Source organism: Kitasatospora sp. NPDC059462 (assembly GCF_042749955.1).
Lineage (GTDB): Bacteria > Actinomycetota > Actinomycetes > Streptomycetales > Streptomycetaceae > Kitasatospora.
On record NZ_JBHYUU010000023.1, the window covers coordinates 1 to 21309 of the forward strand.

Here is a 21309-nt window from a genome sequence, read left to right on the forward strand (position 1 = left end):
GTGGCCACCCGTTCCCCGGGGCGGGTGGCCACGACGCGGCTACGTCCTCCCGGCCTTCCTCAACTCGCACCGCCCGTCGGCACACTCACGCTGCAGCCGCCCCCGCGACACCGTCTCCACCAGCCCGATCACCCAGCACGTCGGACACCCGCGGAAGGCCAGCAGCCCGACCGGCAGCAACAGCAGTGCCACCGGCCCGGCGAACGGCAGCAGCACGAACGCCCCCGCCAACGCCCCCAACCCCACCCCGCCCCGGACCAGGTGCTCGGCCAGCGTCCGGCTGGCATACCCCGACTCCCCGGCCATCACCACTCCCCTGCGACGGTGACGGCACGGACCGCCGCCCGGGCCCGGTGCAGCCGCGACTTCATCGCGGCGGTGCTGAGGCCCAGCCGATCGGCGACCATCCGCCCGCTGAGCCCCTGCACATCACGCATGATCAGCACCCGCCGCTGGTCCGCCGGCAGCGCGGCGATCGCCTCGGCGACCCGCCCGGCCTCCAGCCGCCCCAGCACCTCGTCCTCCACGGAACGGGACAGCCCGTCGTAGGACTCCGGCCGCTCCCTCACCACCAGGCGCGCCCGCCGCAGGCACTCGTTGCGCACGATCCGGAACATCCACGAGGCCAGCGCCCCGGTCGCCCGCAGCATCCCGATCTTGCGGTACAGGATGATCAGCGCCTCCTGCGCCGCGTCCTCGGCGTCCTCCGGCGTGGCGCACAGCGACCGCGCGAACCGCTGCACGTGCGGATGCGCCCCCGACACCAACGCGGCGATCGCCTCCACGTCCCCGTCCTGCGCCGCGGCCACCACCGCGTTCCCCGGCCACTCCCGCACCTCAGCCACGCCGCCGCCCCCACTTCCTCAGCACCGTCACACTGCACATCACGACCAGCGCCGCGCCGACCGCCACGGCCACCCAGACCATCATCACCGTCTCCTCTTCCGCCCGGCCCTCGCCGCAGCTGTCCATAAGAGACGTCGACGCCCCCGAAGGATTCACACCCGTTCCTCCCCGCGCGCTACCGTTCTCGTCACCCGGGGTGGGGAACGAGGGGGAGCCGTGTCGCTCTGGTCGTGGAAGCGGAAGCCGTCGAACCTGCCGCACAGCCGGAACGAGGTGAGCGGCAGCACCGTCGGCGGGTCCGTGGTGATGAGCAACACCGTGGGGGAACTGCACATCCACCACGGGTCCGGGCCCGAACCCGCGCCCATGGACACCGAGGGGGCCGTCCAGGCCTACCTCCAGCGCGTCCGCGAGGTCTACCGCCGCCTCAACCTGGACGTCCTCGGCCCCACCGGCCGGTCCGGCGAGCAACCGCTGATCGAGCTGCGGCACGTCTTCATGCCCCAGCTCGCCCGCGCCCACGAGAAGAGGGTCCCGAGCGAGGTGCGGCGGCTGCTGGTCACCAGCGGCGAACTGGTCGAGGAACACGAGCTGCCGGAGCCGCAGCGCACGGAGCCGGCCAGACCGGTGCTCCAGGTCCTCGCGAGCGAGGCCGGCCGGCGCCTCGTCGTCCTGGGCGACCCCGGCGCGGGCAAGTCGACGCTCTCCAAGTACCTGGCGCTCGCCCTGGCGGGGGCCCTGGAGGAGGTCCCCGCCGAACTCGCCCCCCTGACCGGCCTGGTCCCGGTGGTGGTCGAACTGCGCCAGTACGCGCAGGCGGCCTGGCGGGAGCGGACGATCGAGGACTTCCTCGACCACCTCCACCGGCAGGAACGGATGTGCCTGCCCCGGACCGTTCTCGAAGAACTCCTCGCCGGCGGCCGGGCCCTGGTGGTCTTCGACGGCCTGGACGAGATCTTCGACCCGGAGGTCCGCTCCGAGACGGCCCGCCGGATCACCGCCTTCGCCGCCGCCCACCCGGGTGTGCGGACGATCGTGACGTCACGCGAATACGGCTACCGGCCAGGCGCGTTCACGACGACCGGCTTCGCTCAGGTGATGCTCCAGAACCTGGAACGGGACCAGGTCGAGACGTTCGTCCGCCGCTGGTACGCCGCCGCCCACCCCGAGGACCTGAACGAAGCCGAGCGTCTGACCCAACGGCTCCTCGGCGCTGTACGCGACATTCGCGCTGTCGCGGAACTGTCCGGCAATCCGCTGCTGCTGACCATCCTGGCCGCCATCGGCCTCGGCAGGGCCATCCCCCGCGAGCGCCGCGAGGTCTACGCCCACGCGGTGGAGGTCCTGATCAGCCGCTGGGACAAGGACGCCAAGTTCCTCACCCCGCAGTCCCCTTCGAACGCCGAGGCGGCGCAGGCCCTGGAGTGGCTCAACACCAGCCGCCGGCTGAAGCTGCTCGAACGCGTCGCCCGCCGCATGCAGAACGGCACCGGAAAGCCCGGCGGCACCTACGTCCAGCGCGACGAACTGGCCGGAATCATCGGCGGCTACCTCACCGAGCACAACATTTCCCGCCCTGCCGCCGACATCGCCGCCGACCACGTCGTGGAGCACCTGAGCACCCGCAACTTCCTCCTGGCCCACTACGGCGGGGGGATCTACGGCTTCGTCCACCGGACGTTCCTGGAGTACCTCGCCGCCGCCGACATCCTGCGGCGGCGCGAGGAGGAGGAATGGAGCCGGGAGGAGCTGGTGAGCCTCCTCGACGAGCGGGCCGGCGATCCCGCCTGGCATGAAGTCATCCTGCTCACGGCGGGAAAGCTCAAGCAACGGGACGTCGCGGCGCTCCTCGGCTGCCTGCTCGAAAGGCATCGGAGAGAGGAAAGGACCAGCGAGGCACCCCTGCTGGTACTCGCCATTCGAACCCTGGCCGAGGTCGAGGAGATCGGAACCCTCTCAGGGCGGCCGGATGCCAAGCGGCTTTCGGTGGCCGCTCAGAGCGATGCCGTCATCGATGCCCTCTGCGTTGCCCTGAGTCGCCGGCCAGTCCTCAACGTCGAGGAGGCCCTGCCTGCACTGGCCACGTTCGACCACTTCTGGAACGGCAGGGAGCAGTTCCTGCGGTGGTACTTCGCTGACCAAGTGCTGGACAGCATCCGCTCCGAGTCCTCCAGTGCCCGGATCGCGGCAACGCTCGGCCGAGACCTCACCGAGGTCATCCGCCAGACCCGCCTCTCGTGGGATCTGAACCTCCGGCCCGCTGCCCTGCGGAGACTGGCGGAATGCTGGCCCGACCACCCCGACACCCGCACCACCATCCGCAACGCCACCACCGACCCCGAATGGTCGATCCGCTACAAAGCGCTTCCGGTGCTCGCCAAGCACTGGCCCGACCACCCCGACACCCACACGACCGTTCGCAAGGCCACCACCGACCCCGAGTCCTTCGTCCGTGTCGAAGCGTTGCGGACGCTGGCCGCGCACTGGCCCGACGACCGGGACACGTACACCACCGTCCGGGACGCCGTCACCGACCCCGATTGGTTCGTCCGTGTCGAAGCGTTGCGAACGCTGGCCACACGCTGGCCCGAGCACCCCGACACCCACACCGCCATCCACAACGCCACCACCCCTCGTTCGAGGATCCGTGGCGCGGCGTTGGAGATCCTCGCCGAGCACTGGCCCGAGCACCCCGACACCCACACCGCCATCCGAAACGCCGCCGCCCCTCACTCGGAGATCCGTGGCGCGGCGTTGCGGATCCTCGCCCAACGCCGGCCCGACCACCCCGACACCCACACCACCATCCACAACGCCACCACCGACCCCGAATGGTCAACCCGATACGAGGTGCTCTCGGTACTCGCCAGGCATTGGCCCGAGCACCCCGCTACTCGCACCACCGTCCGCAACGCCATCACCGACCCCGAATGGATCGTCCGACGCGCGGCGTTGCGGACTCTCGCCGAGCACTGGCCCGAGCACCCTGACACCCGCGCCACGCTCCACAACGCCACCACCACCCCTCACTCGGAGATCCGTGGCACGGCGTTGGAGATCCTCGCCACACGCTGGCCCGACCACCCCGACACCCACACCGCCATCCGAAACGCCGCCACCCCTCACTCGGAGGTCCGTGGCACGGCGTTGGAGATCCTCGCCACACGCTGGCCCGACCACCCCGACACCCTCGCAACCCTCCACAACGCCGCCGCCCGCCGTTCGAAGATCCGCGGCACGGCGTTGCGGATCCTCGCCCGACACTGGCCCGAGCACCCCGACACCCACACCACCCTCCGCAACGCCACCACCGACCCCGACGACCGCATCCGCGCCACGGCCTTGTCCCTCATGGCCTGGCGGGCCAGGGACGCGGCTTTCCCGATCACTCGGCAGGCCGCCCGAGCCGACAGTTCCGCCGACGTCAGGGTGGTGGCCGTCAAGTTGCTCGCACTGCTGTGGCCCAACGAGCCCGGGGTGCCCGGCCTGGTCGGAGAACTCGCAAAGGATGACAACGAGAACGTCCGCCTCACGGCTGAACGGGCCCTCGCCCTGCTGAAGTAGTCCGTCCGCTGTGCGCCCCCGCCGACGGGGTCCTCACACAGCGACCCGACGGCCCCGCACGAGCCCCACGGCCGTTCCCCAGCCGTGGACGGGCGCCGGCAGGTCCGGCGCATCCGTGAACCAGACGACCTTGCAAACCCGGGAAGGGGAGTAGTGATCACGGGATTCGGACGTCGTGCGGTTCACCGCTCATGACGCGTCATCGGCTCGCGCCTTCGACGAACTCGCAGAGGAGGCGCTCGCGGGCATCCGCGCGCTGGAGCCGGGCACGCTCGTCTACGTCAATCACGCGGTGCCCGACGAACCGAACGTCCGCGTGTTCTACGAGGAACGAGCTGCTGCGGCTCGCGGAGCGCGCGAACGCCGTCGGTTGAACCGGAAAGGGCGCCCCGGAGCGTTCGAGGAGGTCAGTCCGAGGCCGGCTCGCCGAGTTCGGTGAAGAGGGTGAGCTGGAGGGCGCCGGGCGCTTCCAGGCGGGAGTTGAGGGAGTTCCAGGGGGTGCGGACGGGCTCGGCGAGGACTTCGGCGCCCGCGGCGGCGAGGCGGGCGGTGGTGGCGGTGGCGTCGTCGACCTGGAAGGCGACCCGGAGGTGGCCGGCGACGCGGCGGCCGACCTCCACCTCGTCGATGAAGTCGGCGTGGTTGGGGTCGGCGATCTCCAGGGTGGCGCGGCCGGCTTCGAGGATGGTGACCCGGCCGTCGGGGGAGGTGAAGGCGCCGCGTTCGGGGAGGCCGAGGACGTCGCGGTAGAAGTGCAGGGCCTGTTCGTAGTCGGCGGCGGTGACGACCAGGCGCAGTTCACGTACGGCGGGGGTCTCGTCGGACGGCCGGGACACATCGGCTCCTCGGGGAAGGGAAAAGCGGCCCCACCGACAACAGCGGTGGGGCCGCCTTCATTTCCGGCTCAGGGCGCGTCAGTGCCGGTGGCGCCGGCGGCGGGAGGCGAGGACGAAGGCCGCGCCGGCGAGGACGACGGCGGCGCCGATGCCGCCGATCAGCGCGACCTGGCTGCCCGTCTGGGCGAGGCTGCCGCCCGGGCGGTCAGGGGTCGTGGTGGGCTGCGGGCGGGGGCTGTCGGTCCCGGTCCCGGTCGAGGGCGCCGAGGGGGAGGCGGTCGGGGAGCCGGTGGCATCGGTGGTCGGCGAGCCGGTGGGCTCGGTGGTCGGCGAGGCGGTGGCGGTGGCGGTCGGGGAGGCGGTCGGGGTCGGCGAGAACGTGGTCACCGTGACCGTGGCGGTGCACTCCCCCGCCGTCGAGCCGGCCGGGCAGTTGCCGCCGGGCCGGTCGGCCACCACGGTGTTGCGCAGCGTGTGGTCCCCGGCGGCCGGGTCCTTCACCTTCACCGTGTACGTCAGCCGGGCCCCGGCGCCGACCGGCAGGTCGCCGGTCCAGCTGAGCACCGGCTGCGCGTAGGACGCCTTGCCGGCGGTGGCGGCGGCGTCGCCGTTGTAGTCCGCGTCGTCGAGGACGGCGCTCAGGTCGTCGGTGACGGTCAGCCCGGTGAGCGGGGCGTTCCCGGTGTTGGTGATGTCCACCTGGTACTTCACGGTGTCGCCGGGCAGGGCCTGGGCCTTGTCGGCGGTCTTGGCGATCCGGTAGCCGGTGTGCTCGGAGACGGTGTTGCGCACGGTGTTGCTCGTGCGCTGCTGGTCGCGGCCGGTCTGGGCGCCCCGGTAGGCGAGCGAGGCGGTGTTGTCGAGCTTGGTGCCCGGCGCGAGGCCCGCGTCGACCCGGGCCCGGAAGGAGACGGTGGTCTCGGCGCCCGGCCTGAGGTCGCCGACGGCGCAGGTGACGTTGCGTCCGGCGGCGGTGCAGCCGGGGCCGGAGCCGTCGACGTAGCCGGTTCCGGCGGGCAGCGCGTCGGTCAGGGTGACGCCGGTGGCGGTGTCGAGGTCGGCGGCGGTGCCGTCCTTGTGCCGGTTGGCGACGGTGAAGGTGTAGGTGATCTCGGCGCCGGGGTCGACGTTGCCGGGCGGGTTGTTCGTGGTGGAGCCGGCCGGCTGGTTGGCCTTGGTGATCTGCAGATCCGGTTCGAGGGCGTCGACGGCGAGCCAGACGGCCTGCGGGTGCAGCGCGTCGCCCGCGCCGTTGATCCGCAGCACGGCCTGGGTGCTGCCGGCGGGGATCCTGCCGGTGACGTCGATCGTCCGGGCGTCGTAGCCGTAGTTGTTGACCGGCGCGGGGGTGCGGGTGGTGAGATTGCTGCCGGTGCCGTTCGCCGCGACGTGGTCGATCCGGCTGGTGAAGGCATTGTCGGTGGCGGTGCCGGCGGGGCCGGGCATCGGCAGCACCGTCAGGTCGTCGACCGAGGAGCCGACCAGCAGCTGGTCGCCCGCGATCGGCACGTCGCCGTCGCCGACGGTGACGCCCATGGTGGCCGGCGGGGCCGTGGCGGGCGTGTGGATGCCGGAGAGGGTGAGCGTCGCCAGGTTGTCGGGGCTGCGCAGCAGCTGGAAGCCGTCCCAGACCTGGAGGTAGCGCAGCGGCTCCGCCTGGTTCTCGTAGGCGACGACCAGCGACCAGCCGCCCCAGCAGCCGACGTTGTTGCCGCCGAAGTTCTGCGCGGAGGAGCGCCCGGCGCAGGCCTGGATGCCGGCGACGGTGTAGTTGCCCGGGCCGGCGGCCTTCACCTGGGCGGTGACGTCCTTCACGCCCGCCCCGGCGAGCAGCGGCTCCGGCGGGGTGCCGCCGACCTGCTGGTCGAACCAGTCGTAGGTGTCGGCGGTGAGCTGCTCGTAGGAGGAGCTGCCCGGAACCTTCCAGGACACCTTGTCGCCGGCGTTGATGTCACCGGAGGTGCCGCCCGCGTTGCTGGTGTTGGTCGGGTTGAACTGCCAGTACAGGCGGGCCGACCGCACCTGGGACCCGGCGGGGATGACCAGCTGCGCGGAGGACGCGTTGTCGCCGGGGGCGTCAGGGTCGGTCTTCACGTACTTGGTGCGGTTGTTGTTGGTGCCCTCGGTGTCGTTGCAGACCGAGCCGTCGCTGTCGTCACAGGTCAGCACGGAGTTGGACGCCATGGTGAGGTTGCCGTGCGCGAGCAGGTCGACGGCCGGGTCCGGGCCGATCGGCCGCTGGGCGCCGAGCCCCCGGGCCGCCTTGCCCGCCGGTGCGGCGGCCGCCGACGGGGCGGCGAGCGGCGCGGCCACCGCGAGCGCGAGCGCCGAGGCGGCCAGGGCCCCGAGGACCGCCCTGCCGGGCGGCAGGAGCCGGGACCGGTGTGCGGGTGCCGGGCGTTTCCCGCCGGCGGCGGATGGTATGCGGTCGCTCATGGGGGACTCCAGGAGGTGTTCGAGGGTGCGGAGGGTGAGGGCGCCCTCCGGGAGGAATCGTGACGATACGTCCGGATTCGACCGAGCCCGATAATATGTCACATTCTTTAGTTCATGGCTCAACTGTTTCGCCGCCATCACCGTGCGGCCGGGACCGGGAAAATCCGTGGTCGCCGCGGACCCCTTCGTGTCAGCATGACGATATGAGCGACGAACGCACGACCGACCCCCTCGACACCCGTGACCGCGCCGCGCTGGCCACCGCCGTGGCGGCCGGGGCGGAGCCCAAGTGGCTGATGTTCTGGGGGCACCAGGAGCAGCGGGACGGCTCGCTCGGCCCCGGGGTGCTGAGCCAGTGGTGGCCCGGGCACCCGTTCACCGTCGACGGCGTCGAGTACGCGACCGCCGAGCACTGGATGATGGCAGGCAAGGCCCGGATGTTCGGGGACGGGCGGACGCTCGCCCGGATCCTCGCGGCGGCGAGCCCCGCCGAGGCGAAGAAGCTCGGCCGGCAGGTCCGCGACTTCGACGACGCGACGTGGACGGCCGGCCGGTTCGAGCTGGTGGTCCGGGGCAACGTGGCCAAGTTCGGCGGCCACGAGGACCTGCTCGGCTACCTGCTGTCGACACACCGGCGCGTCCTGGTGGAGGCCAGCCCGCTCGACCGGATCTGGGGCATCGGCCTCGGCGCCGACGACGAGCGCGCCCGGCGCCCCGCCGAGTGGCGCGGCGAGAACCTGCTCGGCTTCGCCCTCATGGAGGCCCGCACCCGGCTGGCGGCGGCCACGGCGACCGCCACGACCGCCGCCGGGTAGGCGCTCCGGCCGGGCGCGCGCGCCGGGGTGCTCACCACCGCGGCGCCCCGCGCGCTCCCAAACACCACTCGCAAGCCAGTGGACGCACTGCCGTAACGCCACCGCCGTATTCCGACGCGAGGATGTCTTGCCGTCAGGGCCCAGTTGGACAGGTTGCGGTGATCATGCGTACACGGCAGACGGAACAGCCCCTCGCCCCGGACGCGGGCGGCAGCGAGAGCGAGCAGGCCGCTCTCGAACTCAGAGCGCAGCTGGACGAGTTACTCCGCGCCCGGCAGTACGCGGGGCAGCGCGAGCGCCGGCTCACCGAGGCGCTGCGCGCCCTGCCCGAGCGGCAGCGGCCGGACGGCGAGCTGCTGCGGCAGCTGACCCAGGCGCGGACGCTGCGCGAGGGGCTGGGCGCCCGCTGCCTGGAGCTGAGCGACCAGCTGAAGGAGCTGGAGGACCGGCTGCGGCAACCGGCGCCGCGCCGCTGGATCCCGCGTCAGCCCACCGGCACGCCCACCGACCCGCCGGCCACCCCCGCCCCGCCCGCTCCACCCGCCCCGCCCGCCCCGCCCGCCGCCGACCGCGGAACCACGAGCGCGAGCACGAGCACGAGCGGGCACGACGGCGTGCGCACCGGCGGCACCGGCCGCCCCCACGACGGCGGGCAGGCCCCCGCCGGGAAGCAGGCGCCCCCCGCCCCGCCCCGGCGCCGCACCCCGGCCGAACTGTCCGCCCTCGCCGAGCGCATCACCACCCTGTACCGCCGGACCTCCCCCGAGGAGGCCGCCGCCGTCCTGGAGCAGGGCGCCGAGCACCTCACCCCGCACGACACCGCCCAGCTGGCCGCCCTGCTCGCCCGCCGCGGCCCGGCCGGCGCCTCCGTCCAGCTGGTCCGCAGCGCCGTGCACGCCGGGCCCCAGCACGCCGCCACCACCCTCGCCGAGCTGCGCCAGGCGGGGCTGGCCGAGGAGGCCGGCGACCTGTTCCACGCGCTGCGCTCCTGCCCGGCCGCCGCGCTGCCCGCGCTGCTGGACGCCCTGGAGCGGGCCGGCCAGCACGCCGACGGCGTCACCCTGCTCTGGGAGTGGGGCTCCGCGCCGACCGCCGAGCTGGCCGCGCTGGCCACCGGGCTCTACCGGGCGGACCGCGCCGCCGACGCCCGCACGCTGCTGCGCCAGGCGGCCGGCCGGCCCGCCGGGGACCTCGCCGCGCTCGCCGTCACCATGGCCCCGCCGCTGCCCGCCCTGCTGCTGGGCGGGCTGCCGGCGATCCGCCCGCCGGCCGAACTGGTCCGGCTGGCCGCCGCGTTGGCCGGCCGCCCGGACCTGTACGAGGCACTGCTCACGCCGCTGCTCGACGATCCCGCGCGCCACCGCACCACGCTCGCCGCGCTGCGCACGGCCGGCCTGCCGACCGCCCCGGCCGCCCGGCCGCGCTCCCGCTGGGGCCGCCGCTGACGGGCCGCGCCGACGCGTGCGCGACGGCGGGCGTCGCGACGGCGGGAAGCACGCCGGGCGGGCAGCGCGACGGCCCGGGAACAGCAGGAGCCCCCGCCCGCCCGGGAGGGGCGGACGGGGGCTCCCCGCGAAGCGATCGGGCGTCAGCAGCCGATGAGGCGCGCGGCCAGGTAGGACTTCACCTGGTCGAGCGAGACGCGCTCCTGCGTCATGGTGTCGCGCTCGCGCACGGTCACCGCGTTGTCCTCCAGGGTGTCGAAGTCGACCGTCACGCAGAACGGCGTGCCGATCTCGTCCTGGCGGCGGTAGCGCTTGCCGATGGCACCGGCGTCGTCGAACTCGACGTTCCACGCGGTGCGCAGGTCGGCGGCCAGGCCGCGGGCCTTCGGCGAGAGGTCGGCGTTGCGCGACAGCGGCAGCACCGCGACCTTGACCGGGGCCAGTCGCGGGTCCAGGCGCATGCCGACGCGCTTCTCCATGACGCCCTTGGCGTTCGGCGCCTCGTCCTCGAAGTAGGCGTCGAGCAGGAAGGCCAGCAGGGCGCGGTTGAGGCCCGCCGCCGGCTCGATGACGTACGGGAAGTACCGCTCGCCGGACTCCTGGTCGAAGTACTTGAGGTCCTGGCCGGAGGCCTCGCTGTGCACCGACAGGTCGTAGTCGGTGCGGTTGGCGATGCCCTCCAGCTCGGAGAACTCGGTGCCGCCGAAGTTGAAGCGGTACTCGATGTCCACCGTGCGCTTGGCGTAGTGGGAGAGCTTCTCCTTCGGGTGCTCGAACAGGCGCATGTTCTCGGTGCGCAGGCCGAGGCCGACGTACCAGTCCCAGCGCTGCTGCAGCCAGTACTCGTGCCACTGCTCGTCGTCGCCCGGCTTGACGAAGAACTCCATCTCCATCTGCTCGAACTCGCGGGTCCGGAAGATGAAGTTGCCGGGGGTGATCTCGTTGCGGAAGCTCTTGCCGACCTGGGCGATGCCGAACGGCGGCTTCTTGCGCGAGGTGGTCTGGACGGCCTTGAAGTTGGTGAAGATGCCCTGGGCGGTCTCCGGGCGCAGGTACGCCAGGCCGCTCGCCTCCTCGGTGACGCCGAGGTGGGTCTTCAGCATGCCCGAGAAGTCCTTGGGCTCGGTGAACTGGCCCTTGGTGCCGCAGTCCGGGCAGTTGATGTCCTGGAGGCCGTTCGGCGGCGGGAAGCCGTGCTTGGCCTCGTACTTCTCCTCCAGGTGGTCGGCCCGGTGGCGCTTGTGGCAGGAGAGGCACTCGGTCAGCGGGTCGTTGAAGGTCTTGACGTGGCCGGACGCCTCCCAGACCTCGCGGGCCAGGATCACCGACGAGTCGAGTCCGACGACGTCCTCGCGGGCCTGGACCATCGCACGCCACCACTGGCGCTTGATGTTCTCCTTGAGCTCGACGCCCAGCGGACCGTAGTCCCAGGCGGCACGCGTGCCGCCGTAGATCTCGCTGCAGGGGTAGACGAAGCCACGGCGCTTGCTCAGGCTGACGATCGTCTCGATCTTGTCGGCTGCCACAGTGCTCTCTTCAGTACGTACGGCCCGGTCAGGGCACGGCTGGTTGCGCGTACCCGAATACCTCAGGTTACCGGCCATATGGGTACAGGGTTCAAATCGGTATCGCCGGTACCGGCCCACTCACCGTCACCGCCCGTTCACCCGTCCGAGTGATTTGACAATCATTTCCATCTAATCTGAGAATGGTTGTCATGATGATCCGACGACGTGCCCGCAGCACCCTGGCCCTGGCCGCCACCGCCCTCGCCGCCGCCCTCACGCTGACGGCCTGCGGCAGCAGCGACGGCGCGCAGGGTACGGACGGCCGGCTGAACGTCGTCGCGTCCTTCTACCCGATGGAGTTCCTCGCCACGAAGATCGGCGGCGAGCACGTGAAGGTCACCGGCCTGACCGCCGACGGCGTCGAGCCCCACGACCTCGAACTCACCGCCAAGCAGGTCGGACGCGTCCAGAAGGCCGACGCGATCGTCTACCTCAAGGGCCTGCAGCCCACCGTCGACAAGGCGGTCGCCGGCTCCCACGCCAAGGTCACGGTGGACGCCACCACCGCCGTCCCGCTGGAGGACCACCACCTCCCCGAGGGCCACGCCGAGGACGACGGCCACGACCACCACGCCGAGGACGACGGCCACCACCACGACGAGGCCGCCGGCGACCCGCACATCTGGCTCGACCCGACCCGCTACGCCGCCGTGGCCCGCAGCGTCGGCGCCGGGTTCGCCGAGGCCGACCCGGCCCACGCCGACGACTACCGCAGGAACACCGACGCGCTGGTCGGCCTTCTCACCACCCTGGACCAGGAGTTCAAGGACGGGCTGAAGGACGCCCGGAGCCGCACCTTCGTCACCAGCCACGCCGCCTTCGGCTACCTCGCCGAGGCCTACGGCCTCACCCAGGTCTCCATCAACGGCGTCGACCCCGAGTCCGAGCCCACCCCGGCCCGCCTCGCCGAGGTCCAGAAGGCCGCCCGGGACAACGGCGTCACCACGATCTTCTTCGAGACCCTGGCCAGCCCCAGGCTCGCCGAGACGGTCGCCAAGGACCTCGGACTCGGCACCGCCGTCCTCGACCCGCTGGAGGGCGTCAAGGACCGGGCCAAGGACGACTACCTCACCGTCATGCGGCAGAACCTGGCCAACCTCCGGGCCGCCCTGGGCACCGGCGCGAACGCCGGCCCGGGCGCCGCCGCCACCCCCACCAGCTGACGGGACCACCGGCATGACTCCCCCGACACCCCCGGCCGTCCGCCTGCACGACGCCGTCGCCTCGCGCGGCGGACGCCCGGTGCTGCGCGGCGTCGACCTCACCGTCCGCCCCGGCGAAGTGGTCGCCCTGCTCGGCGCCAACGGCTCCGGCAAGTCCACCACCGTCAAGGCCGTCACCGGCGCCGTCCCGCTGGAGCGCGGCGGCCTGGAACTGTTCGGCACCCCGCTCGCCCGCTTCCGCGCCTGGCACCGGATCGGCTACGTCCCGCAGCGCACCACCGCCGCCTCCGGCGTCCCCGCCACCGTGCGCGAGGTCGTCTCCACCGGCCGGCTGCCGCTGCACCGGCTGCTGCCGTTCCGCCGCGCCGACCGCACCGCCGTGGACCGCGCACTGGCCGCCGTCGGCATGCTCGACCGGGCCGGCGACGGCGTCGCCGACCTCTCCGGCGGCCAGCAGCAGCGGGTGCTGATCGCCCGCGCGCTGGCCGGCTCCCCCGACCTGCTGATCATGGACGAGCCGATGGCCGGCGTGGACGCCGCCAGCCAGCAGGTGCTCGCCGACACCCTGCGCGCCGAGGTCGCGCGCGGCGCCGCCGTCCTGCTGGTGCTGCACGAACTCGGGCCGCTGGAACCGCTGATCGACCGCGCCGTGGTGCTCCGCGACGGCTGCGTCGCGCACGACGGCCCGCCCGTCCCCAACACCGGCCTGCACGCCCTGCCCGGCCACGACCACGTCCACCCGCACGCCGACCACGGCCACGACCACGAACGGATCCGGGGACTGCTGTCATGACCGAGATGCTCAGCTACGACTTCATGCAACGGGCGCTGATCGCCGCCGTCCTGGTCGGCTTCACCGCCCCCGCCGTCGGCATCTACCTGGTGCAGCGCCGCCAGGCCCTGATGGGCGACGGCATGGGCCACGTCGCGATGACCGGCGTCGGCCTCGGCTTCATCTTCCAGACCAGCCCGGTCTGGATGGCCGTCCTGGTCTGCGTGCTCGGCGCCGTCACCATGGAGCTGGTCCGCTCGCGCGGCAACCAGCGCGGCGACATCGCCCTCGCGATGCTCTTCTACGGCGGCATGGCCTGCGGCAAGCTGCTGGTCTCCAAGTCCGCCCAGGCGGGCGCCGGTTCACTGGAGAGCTACCTCTGGGGCTCCATCCTGACCGTCTCCCCCGCCGACCTGGCCACGATCGCCGCGCTCGGCGCCGTCGTCGTCGCCGTCACCCTCGGCCTGCGCCGCCAGCTCTTCGCGATCTGCCAGGACGAGGACTTCGCCAAGGTCACCGGCGTCCCGGTGCGGCTGCTCAACCTGCTGCTCGCCGTGATGGCCGCGGTCACCGTCACCGTCGCCATGCGGGTGGTCGGCCTGCTGCTGGTCAGCGCGCTGATGGTGGTCCCGGTGGCCGCCGCCCAGCAGCTCACCCGCTCCTTCGCCGCGACCCAGGCCGGCGCGATCGCGGTCGGCGTGATCGTCGCCCTGGCCGGCGTCACCGGCTCCTACCAGCTCGACGTGCCGTCCGGCCCGGCCATCGTGCTGCTCGCCATCGCGGTGTTCGCGGTGTTCAGCGCGATCGCCGCGCCGCTCGCCCGGCGCCGCCACCGCACCACCCCCGACGCCGGACCGCAGGTCTGCGACGTCCGGCTGCCGGACCCGGAGCGGGCCGGGCCCGGCCTGCCGGACCGGACCGGCGAGATCACTCCGGCGCCCAGTGCGGGGCTGGCACAATGAGGTGCCAACCGCCCACACCACCAGGAGGACCCACGGTGACCACCGCAGGCCCGTCGCCGCGAGCCCGATCGACCCGGCAGCGCGCCGCCGTCTCGGCGGTCCTGGACGAGATCGAGGACTTCCGCAGCGCGCAGGAGCTCCACGACATGCTGAAGCACCGGGGCGACTCGGTCGGCCTCACCACCGTCTACCGGACGCTCCAGTCGCTCGCCGACGCCGGCGAGGTGGACGTCCTGCGCACCGCCGACGGCGAGGCCGTCTACCGCCGGTGCAGCAGCGGACACCACCACCACCTGGTCTGCCGGCAGTGCGGCGCCACCGTCGAGGTCGAGGGCCCGGCCGTCGAGCGCTGGGCCAACTCGGTCGCCGCCGAGCACGGGTTCAGCGACATCGCGCACACCCTGGAGATCTTCGGCACCTGCGCGGAGTGCGCCAAGCGCGCCTGAAGCCGGACGCGGGAACCCGGGCGCCCCAAGCCGGGCACGGGAAGCCGGGCACGGGAAGCCGCAAGCCCCACGAGGGCCCGCGGGAGTCACCTCCCGCGGGCCCTTCCGCGCACCCGGCGCCGGCGCCGGACGACGCGCTCAGCGCTGCGCCGGCACCTCGGCACCCAGCTCGGCCGGCACCTCGTTGGGGATCGCCCCGCCGAACCGGCGGTCACGCATCGCGTACTGCTCGCAGGCCCGCCACAGGTCGCGCCGGTCGAAGTCCGGCCAGAGCACGTCCTGGAACACGAACTCCGCGTACGCCGACTGCCAGAGCAGGAAGTTGGACGTCCGCTGCTCGCCGCTGGGCCGCAGGAAGAGGTCCACGTCCGGCATGTCCGGGTGGTACAGGTACTTGGCGAGGGTCTTCTCGTTGACCTTCTTCGGGTCCAGCCGGCCCGCCGCCACATCGGCCGCGATGGCCGCCGCGGCGTCCGCGATCTCCGCCCGGCCACCGTAGTTGACGCACATGTACAGGGTGACGGCGTCGTTGTCCTTGGTCTGCTCCTCGGCGACCTGGAGCTCCTGGACGACGCTCTTCCACAGCTTGGGCATCCGGCCCGCCCAGCGCACCCGCACGCCCATCGCGTCCATCTCGTCGCGGCGGCGGTGGATGACGTCGCGGTTGAAGTTCATCAGGAACTTCACCTCGTCGGGTGAGCGCTTCCAGTTCTCGGTGGAGAACGCGTACAGCGAGACGTTCTTCACGCCCAGCTCGATCGCGCCCTTCAGCACGTCCAGCACGACGCCCTCGCCGACCTTGTGGCCCTCGGTGCGCGGCAGCCCACGCTCCTTCGCCCAGCGGCCGTTGCCGTCCATGACGATCGCGACGTGGCCGGGGACCAGCTCGCCGGGGATCTTCGGGGGCCGGGCGCCGCTGGGGTGCGGGGTCGGGGGGAGGTACTCCCGCTGCTTGCCGCCGCCGAAGAGCCGTCGCGCTGCCATGTGCTCACTTCTCCACGTATCTCATCGAGCGGATGCCCCGCTCCAGGTGCCACTGCAGATAGGCCGCGACCAGGCCGCTGCCCTCCCGCCAGTACCTCGGCTCACAGGCGTCGGCCGTCCGCCAGTCCCCTGACAGCAGCGCCCCGAGCAGTACCAGTGTCTCAGGGGAGGGTACGGCACATCCGGGTACCCGGCAGTCCGCGCAGAGCACGCCGCCGGCCTGCAGCGAGAAGAACCGGTTGGGGCCCTCCATGCCGCACTTGGCGCAGTCGTCGAAGCTCGCGCCGTACCCGTTGACCGCCAGCGACCGCAGCAGGAAGGCGTCCAGCACCAGGTGCGGCTGGTGCGGCCCGTCCGCCAGCGTGCGCAGCCCCCCGACCAGCAGCAGGTACTGCTGGACGGCCGGCTGGCCCTCGTTCTCGGCGAACCGTTCCGCCGTCTCCAGCATGGCCGTGCCGGCGGTGTAGCGGCCGTAGTCGGCGACGATCCGACCGCCGTACGGGGCGATCGTCTCGACCTGGGTGCAGAGCGGCAACCCGCGCCCGACCAGCTCACTCCCCCGGCTGAAGAACTGCACGTCCACGTGGGAGAACGGCTCCAGACGCGCGCCGAACTTCGACTTGGTCTTGCGCACCCCGCGCGCCACCGCGCGCACCTTGCCGTGGTGACGGGTGAGCAGGGTGATGATCCGGTCGGCCTCGCCGAGCTTCTGCGCCCGGAGCACCACGCCGTCGTCCCGGAAGAGGCTCATGCGCCCGCCTCGCCGGAGCGGGCCTCGAACAGTACGGACATCCCACCATTGTCCCCCAGCCGTCCCGCTCCGGCGGACAGCCGTGTGCCCGCACCGGGCCGTGGGGGATCGCCGAACGGTGCGGGTCACGGCGGGCCCCGGAGGGGGTGGGGGCCCGGTTTGTGGGGGTCCGGAGGAACGGGGCACGGGGGGGAGGACGAAGGGGAAGGTCTAGTACGGCGCCCGGGTGGCCGCCTCCAGCAGCGCCCCGACCCGCGCCTGCGGCAGGTCCAGGCAGCGCCCGACGGCGTCCAGCGCCTCCCGCTCCTGCGGCCGGTACCGGCCGTCGGCCAGCGCGATCGCCGCGCCCTGGAGCAGCAGCCGCTCCCGGCCGGGCCCGGCCAGGTGCGGGGCGAGCGGTTCGAGCACCGCGTGCAGTTCCACCGCCAGCCCGCCGGCCATGCCGTGCGCGTCGTAGAGTTCGCCGCCGAGCCCGGACAGCGCCGCCATCGCGGCCAGCACCTGGGCCTCGCCGCAGTCCTCGAAGCCGGCGTCCCGGACCGCCGCGCAGGCGGCCTCGCGGGCCGCGCGGTGCGCGGTGCCGCCCGCGGCCAGCAGGGCCAGCGCGACGGTGTACTGCGCGTCGCGCAGCATCCCGCCCAGGCGCACGCAGGTGGGCTGTTCCAGGCTCTCCACCCCGAACCGGCCGTGGCAACTGGTGCACTGCACACTGCCGATCACCGGTCCGAGCGGAAGCACCGGGGTTCCCAGCAGCCGCAGCCACCGCCGGCCGTGTTGCCGGCGGTAGTTGCGGTCCCCGCCGCAGCCTGGACAGAAGAAGTCACCGAGAACGTCAGTCCGCCACCGCGGGCGAACACCCCACATCCCTGTCACGGCGCCACTCCCCAGACATGGCAGGCGGCCTGCACAACAATGGGCAGGTCACGCGACCGGCCACCGGATCGTCCCACCGACCCGGCTTTCCGGTGGGACGATGTTGCCACGGTTGCCGACACGTGTCAGTACTTCGAACGGTCCGATCCCGGAAAAAATGTGGCGCAGGACACAGCGCGTGCGCCCCCCGGCCCGCGGCCGTCCGGCCCGGTCCGGGAACGCCGCCGGGCCGCCCCGAACGGGACGGCCCGGCGATGTCCACTCGTACGAACTACCCGCGCCGCGCCCGGTTGACGGCGCTGATCATCGCCTTCAGCGAGGCCAGCACGGTGTTGCCGTCGATCCCGACGCCCCACAGCACCCGGCCGTCCACCGCGCACTCGACGTACGCGGCGGCCTGGGCGTCGCCGCCCTCGCTCAGCGCGTGCTCGGCGTAGTCCAGCACCCGTACGTCCACGCCGATCTGCGCCAGCGCGTCGGCGAACGCGGAGACCGGGCCGTTGCCGGTACCGGCCAGGGTGACCGGCGCGCCGTCCACCACGGCCTCGGCGGTCAGCGCGTCCCGGCCGTCCTCGGTGGTCAGGGTGCGCGAACCGCTCAGCGAGATCCGGCCCCACGGGTTCGCCGTGGTCGGCAGGTACTCGTCCTCGAAGACCCGCCAGATCTCGGCCGGGGTGACCTCGCCGCCCTCGGCGTCGGTCATCGTCTGGATGATCCGGGAGAACTCGATCTGCATCCGGCGCGGCAGGTCCAGCTTGTGGTCGTTCTTCAGCACGTACGCCACGCCGCCCTTGCCGGACTGGCTGTTGACCCGGATGACCGCCTCGTAGGTGCGGCCGACGTCCTTCGGGTCGATCGGCAGGTACGGCACGCCCCAGGTGTGCTCCTCGACCGGCACGCCCGCCGCGGCCGCGTCCGCCGCCAGGACGTCGAAGCCCTTCTTGATGGCGTCCTGGTGCGAGCCGGAGAAGGAGGTGTACACCAGGTCGCCGGCGTACGGGTGGCGCGGGTGCACCTCCATCTGGTTGCAGTACTCGGCGGTGCGGCGCACCTCGTCGATGTCGGAGAAGTCGATCTGCGGGTCGATGCCCTGCGAGAACAGGTTCATGCCCAGGGTCACCAGGTCGACGTTGCCGGTCCGCTCGCCCTGGCCGAACAGGCAGCCCTCGATCCGGTCGGCCCCGGCCATGTAGGCCAGCTCGGCGGAGGCGACGGCGGTGCCCCGGTCGTTGTGCGGGTGCACCGACAGGCAGACGAACTCGCGGCGCGACAGGTGGCGCGACATCCACTCGAACTGGTCGGCCTGGACGTTCGGGGTGGCCCGCTCGACGGTGGCCGGCAGGTTCAGGATGATCTCGCGGCCCTCGCCCGGCTGCCAGACGTCCATGACCGCCTCGCAGACCTCCAGCGCGAAGTCCAGCTCGGTGTCGACGAAGATCTCCGGCGAGTACTGGTAGCCGAAGACGGTGTCGTCGCCCAGCAGCTTCTCGGCGTACTCCATCACCAGGCGGGTGCCGTCGGTGGCGATCGCCTTGGTGGCCTCCTTGCCGTTGCGGAACACCACCCGGCGGAACAGCGGCGCGGTCGCGTTGTACAGGTGCACGGTCGCCCGCGGCGCGCCGACCAGCGACTCGACGGTCTTCTCGATCAGCTCCTCGCGCGCCTGGGTCAGCACCGAGATGGTGACGTCCTCCGGGATCGCCCCCTCCTCGATCAGCGAGCGCACGAAGGCGTGGTCGGTGGCCCCGGAGGACGGGAAGCCGACCTCGATCTCCTTGTAGCCCATCGCGACCAGCAGGTCGAACATCTTGCGCTTGCGGGCCGGGGACATCGGGTCGATCAGCGCCTGGTTGCCGTCCCGCAGGTCGGTGGAGAGCCAGCGCGGCGCCTCGGTGATCACCTTCGACGGCCAGGTGCGGTCCGGCAGGTCGACGGTGCCGAAGGGCAGGTAGCGGCCGTGCCGCATGCCGGACGGCCGCTGGCGCACCGAGCCGGCGGTGATCGGGGTGGGCCGGCCGGCGAAGGCGCGGGCGGCGGGGACGGGCGCGGCGGAGCTCTGCTCGGTCATGGGGGCGACTCTCGGCTTCCTGTGATGCGTGGTGCGGGCTGGTCGGGGCGGTGTCCTCACCCGACTCGGCCGGCCTGCTGCCGCTCGCGGCCCCCGTGGGGCCACCGGAATCAGCGCGCAGCACAGTCCCCGCGGCGAGGGAGCCGGCCCTTGGTGGACTACAGGCCCTCGACGCGGCAGCTAAGAAGAAGCAGCCCGTTGCGCATGATGCGGCCCAGCCTAACCCAGGGCCGCGCGACCCCGAAGCCGGCCGCGCGCTCTTCCCACCCCTTGAGACGGCGCGCGGATGCGCCCGGGCGGCGCGCAATCCCGTCCGCGCCGGTGACAACACGTCATCGATGCCTCACGCTGGGCCACATGACAGCCGAACCGACGCTCTGCGCGATCGTTCCGCCGTACGTCCTGGACCGCCTCGCCGAGGACGGTCACGCGCCCGCCGCCCGCTCCCTCGCCCTCGACGCCGCGCACCGGGCCGCCCGGCTCACCGCCGCCCCGCCCGCCCCGGCCGCCGACCGCCTGGAGCGGGTGATCTCCGACGCCGGGCACCGCGAACGCCTGCCCGGCCGCACCGTCCGCCGGGAGGGCGAGAGCCCCCTGCCCGACCAGTCCGTCAACCACGCCTACGACGGCCTCGGCGCCACCTGGACACTGTTCTCCGCCGTCTACGGACGGCACTCCATCGACGACCAGGGCCTGCGGCTGGACGCCACCGTCCACTACGGCCAGGAGTACGACAACGCCTTCTGGGACGGCCGGCGGATGGTCTTCGGCGACGGCGACGGCGAGGTGTTCGGCGACTTCACCGCCTGCGTCGACGTCATCGGCCACGAACTCGCCCACGGCGTCACCCAGTTCACCGCCGGCCTGGAGTACCGCGACCAGCCCGGGGCGCTCAACGAGTCGGTCTCCGACGTCTTCGGCTCCCTGGTCAAGCAGTACGCGCTGCAGCAGGACGCCGCCGCGGCGGACTGGCTGGTCGGCGCCGGACTGCTCGCCCCCGGCGTGCAGGGGGTCGCCCTGCGCTCGATGAAGGCGCCCGGCACCGCCTACGACGACCCCCGGCTGGGCAAGGACCCGCAGCCCGCCCACCTGCGCGACTACGTGCGCACCTCCCGGGACAACGGCGGGGTCCACATCAACTCGGGCATCCCCAACCACGCCTTCTACCTGCTCGCCACCGCACTCGGCGGCCCGGCCTGGGAACGCGCCGGCCGGATCTGGTACGACGCGCTGACCGGCCGGCGGCTGCCCTCCGACGCCGACTTCACGGCCTTCGCCCGGGCCACCGTCGCCGCCGCGAAGGCCCGCTACCCGGAACCGGAGGTCGCCGACACGGTGACCGCCTCCTGGGCGAAGGTCGGCATCAGCCCGGCTTGAGTCGCGCTTAAGTCAAGGTCCGGGAAAACCCCGGCAAACGCCATCGCTGGGTAGCACCATGGACACCATGCGTATCCAGGTGACCCGGACCGGCGGCCTCGCGGGACACGTCCGCCGCGCTGAGCTCGACACCACCGAGCGGGTGGACGCCCCGCACGTGCACGCGCTCGCCCGCGAGGCCGTCGCGGGCGGGCTGCGCACGCCCTCCTACGGGGTGCCGGACGGCTACCACTACGAGATCACCGTCGACGGGCGCACGGTGCACTGCGCGGACCCGAAGCTCACCGCGTCCCAGCGCGAACTGGTCTCCCTCGTCCTGCGCGAAGGCGCCTGAGCCCCTCCGCCCCGCTCCCCGCCCGGCGCTCAGGGCCGGCCGTCGCTCAGGGCCAGCCAGCGCTCAGAG

Annotated in this window: 18 protein-coding genes; 9 read left to right on the forward strand and 9 right to left on the reverse strand. The window is 72.8% G+C overall.

What is annotated here, in order from left to right; genetic code table 11:
- Positions 1-39: 39 nt before the first annotated feature.
- Together ACFXAM_RS09215 and ACFXAM_RS09220 are read right to left on the reverse strand one after the other, a co-directional pair.
- Positions 40-306, reverse strand: coding sequence for a hypothetical protein (locus ACFXAM_RS09215; RefSeq protein WP_380289052.1), 267 nt, complete (start codon positions 304-306; stop codon positions 40-42).
- Complete coding sequence (locus tag ACFXAM_RS09220; RefSeq protein WP_380289054.1) at positions 306-845, reverse strand: RNA polymerase sigma factor; 540 nt, start codon at positions 843-845, stop codon at positions 306-308. The genes ACFXAM_RS09215 and ACFXAM_RS09220 overlap by 1 nt, the downstream gene beginning before the upstream one ends.
- 217 nt (positions 846-1062) lie before the next feature.
- On the opposite strand from ACFXAM_RS09220, the gene ACFXAM_RS09225 reads away from it, so the two are divergent.
- Complete coding sequence (locus ACFXAM_RS09225; RefSeq protein ID WP_380289056.1) at positions 1063-4410, forward strand: HEAT repeat domain-containing protein; 3348 nt, start codon at positions 1063-1065, stop codon at positions 4408-4410.
- 407 nt (positions 4411-4817) lie between these two features.
- Here ACFXAM_RS09225 and ACFXAM_RS09230 read toward each other — a convergent pair whose 3' ends face one another.
- Both ACFXAM_RS09230 and ACFXAM_RS09235 read right to left on the reverse strand, forming a co-directional pair.
- On the reverse strand, positions 4818-5246 hold the full coding sequence (locus ACFXAM_RS09230; RefSeq protein ID WP_380289058.1) for a VOC family protein: 429 nt from the start codon (positions 5244-5246) through the stop codon (positions 4818-4820).
- 78 nt (positions 5247-5324) lie between these two features.
- Positions 5325-7682, reverse strand: a complete 2358-nt coding sequence (locus ACFXAM_RS09235; protein WP_380289060.1) for an LPXTG cell wall anchor domain-containing protein — start codon at positions 7680-7682, stop codon at positions 5325-5327.
- Positions 7683-7885: 203 nt separating this feature from the next.
- Between ACFXAM_RS09235 and ACFXAM_RS09240 the strand changes: the two genes are divergently transcribed.
- Together ACFXAM_RS09240 and ACFXAM_RS09245 are read left to right on the forward strand one after the other, a co-directional pair.
- Positions 7886-8497, forward strand: coding sequence for an NADAR family protein (locus ACFXAM_RS09240; RefSeq protein ID WP_380289062.1), 612 nt, complete (start codon positions 7886-7888; stop codon positions 8495-8497).
- Positions 8498-8661: 164 nt separating this feature from the next.
- The gene (locus ACFXAM_RS09245; RefSeq protein ID WP_380289064.1) at positions 8662-9942 is read left to right on the forward strand and encodes a hypothetical protein; all 1281 of its coding nucleotides are present in this window, start codon (positions 8662-8664) and stop codon (positions 9940-9942) included.
- A 143-nt stretch (positions 9943-10085) separates the two neighbouring features.
- Here the strand turns inward: ACFXAM_RS09245 and ACFXAM_RS09250 are convergent, their stop codons facing one another.
- Positions 10086-11468 carry a glycine--tRNA ligase gene (locus ACFXAM_RS09250; protein WP_380289066.1) on the reverse strand — a complete coding sequence of 461 codons (1383 nt, stop codon included), beginning with the start codon at positions 11466-11468 and terminating at the stop codon, positions 10086-10088.
- A 191-nt stretch (positions 11469-11659) separates the two neighbouring features.
- Here ACFXAM_RS09250 and ACFXAM_RS09255 point away from each other — a divergent pair, with 191 nt between their 5' ends.
- The 4 genes from ACFXAM_RS09255 to ACFXAM_RS09270 are packed head-to-tail and all read left to right on the forward strand — an operon-like array spanning position 11660 to position 14853.
- Positions 11660-12673, forward strand: coding sequence for a metal ABC transporter substrate-binding protein (locus ACFXAM_RS09255; RefSeq protein WP_380289068.1), 1014 nt, complete (start codon positions 11660-11662; stop codon positions 12671-12673).
- A gap of 13 nt (positions 12674-12686) precedes the next feature.
- Positions 12687-13466, forward strand: coding sequence for a metal ABC transporter ATP-binding protein (locus ACFXAM_RS09260; RefSeq protein ID WP_380289069.1), 780 nt, complete (start codon positions 12687-12689; stop codon positions 13464-13466).
- A complete protein-coding gene (locus ACFXAM_RS09265; RefSeq protein WP_380289071.1) occupies positions 13463-14407 on the forward strand; it encodes a metal ABC transporter permease in 945 nt (314 codons plus the stop codon). The genes ACFXAM_RS09260 and ACFXAM_RS09265 overlap by 4 nt, the downstream gene beginning before the upstream one ends.
- 35 nt (positions 14408-14442) lie before the next feature.
- Complete coding sequence (locus ACFXAM_RS09270; protein ID WP_355373061.1) at positions 14443-14853, forward strand: Fur family transcriptional regulator; 411 nt, start codon at positions 14443-14445, stop codon at positions 14851-14853.
- A gap of 138 nt (positions 14854-14991) precedes the next feature.
- Here ACFXAM_RS09270 and ACFXAM_RS09275 read toward each other — a convergent pair whose 3' ends face one another.
- From ACFXAM_RS09275 to leuA, 4 genes are all read right to left on the reverse strand, one after another.
- Complete coding sequence (locus tag ACFXAM_RS09275; protein ID WP_380289074.1) at positions 14992-15837, reverse strand: isoprenyl transferase; 846 nt, start codon at positions 15835-15837, stop codon at positions 14992-14994.
- A 4-nt stretch (positions 15838-15841) separates the two neighbouring features.
- A complete protein-coding gene (recO, locus tag ACFXAM_RS09280) occupies positions 15842-16588 on the reverse strand; it encodes a DNA repair protein RecO (RefSeq protein ID WP_380289076.1) in 747 nt (248 codons plus the stop codon).
- Between the two features lie 210 nt (positions 16589-16798).
- Positions 16799-17308 (reverse strand): TerB family tellurite resistance protein, encoded by a 510-nt coding sequence (locus tag ACFXAM_RS09285; protein WP_380289078.1) that lies wholly within the window; start codon positions 17306-17308, stop codon positions 16799-16801.
- 424 nt (positions 17309-17732) lie between these two features.
- Positions 17733-19529, reverse strand: coding sequence for a 2-isopropylmalate synthase (leuA, locus tag ACFXAM_RS09290; RefSeq protein WP_380289080.1), 1797 nt, complete (start codon positions 19527-19529; stop codon positions 17733-17735).
- Positions 19530-19886: 357 nt separating this feature from the next.
- On the opposite strand from leuA, the gene ACFXAM_RS09295 reads away from it, so the two are divergent.
- Complete coding sequence (locus ACFXAM_RS09295) at positions 19887-20906, forward strand: M4 family metallopeptidase (protein WP_380289082.1); 1020 nt, start codon at positions 19887-19889, stop codon at positions 20904-20906.
- 67 nt (positions 20907-20973) lie between these two features.
- Positions 20974-21240, forward strand: a complete 267-nt coding sequence (locus tag ACFXAM_RS09300) for a protealysin inhibitor emfourin (protein WP_380289084.1) — start codon at positions 20974-20976, stop codon at positions 21238-21240.
- Positions 21241-21309 lie beyond the last annotated feature (69 nt).

Coding starts and splice junctions, on each gene's coding strand:
- leuA (WP_380289080.1), bottom strand. CDS start 19,529: ATGACCGAGCAGAGCTCCGCCGCGCCCGTCCCCGCCGCCCGCGCCTTC.
- ACFXAM_RS09265 (WP_380289071.1), top strand. CDS start 13,463: ATGACCGAGATGCTCAGCTACGACTTCATGCAACGGGCGCTGATCGCC.
- ACFXAM_RS09300 (WP_380289084.1), top strand. CDS start 20,974: ATGCGTATCCAGGTGACCCGGACCGGCGGCCTCGCGGGACACGTCCGC.
- ACFXAM_RS09235 (WP_380289060.1), bottom strand. CDS start 7,682: ATGAGCGACCGCATACCATCCGCCGCCGGCGGGAAACGCCCGGCACCC.
- ACFXAM_RS09295 (WP_380289082.1), top strand. CDS start 19,887: ATGACAGCCGAACCGACGCTCTGCGCGATCGTTCCGCCGTACGTCCTG.
- ACFXAM_RS09215 (WP_380289052.1), bottom strand. CDS start 306: ATGGCCGGGGAGTCGGGGTATGCCAGCCGGACGCTGGCCGAGCACCTG.
- ACFXAM_RS09260 (WP_380289069.1), top strand. CDS start 12,687: ATGACTCCCCCGACACCCCCGGCCGTCCGCCTGCACGACGCCGTCGCC.
- ACFXAM_RS09275 (WP_380289074.1), bottom strand. CDS start 15,837: ATGGCAGCGCGACGGCTCTTCGGCGGCGGCAAGCAGCGGGAGTACCTC.
- ACFXAM_RS09240 (WP_380289062.1), top strand. CDS start 7,886: ATGAGCGACGAACGCACGACCGACCCCCTCGACACCCGTGACCGCGCC.
- ACFXAM_RS09255 (WP_380289068.1), top strand. CDS start 11,660: ATGATGATCCGACGACGTGCCCGCAGCACCCTGGCCCTGGCCGCCACC.
- ACFXAM_RS09245 (WP_380289064.1), top strand. CDS start 8,662: ATGCGTACACGGCAGACGGAACAGCCCCTCGCCCCGGACGCGGGCGGC.
- recO (WP_380289076.1), bottom strand. CDS start 16,588: ATGAGCCTCTTCCGGGACGACGGCGTGGTGCTCCGGGCGCAGAAGCTC.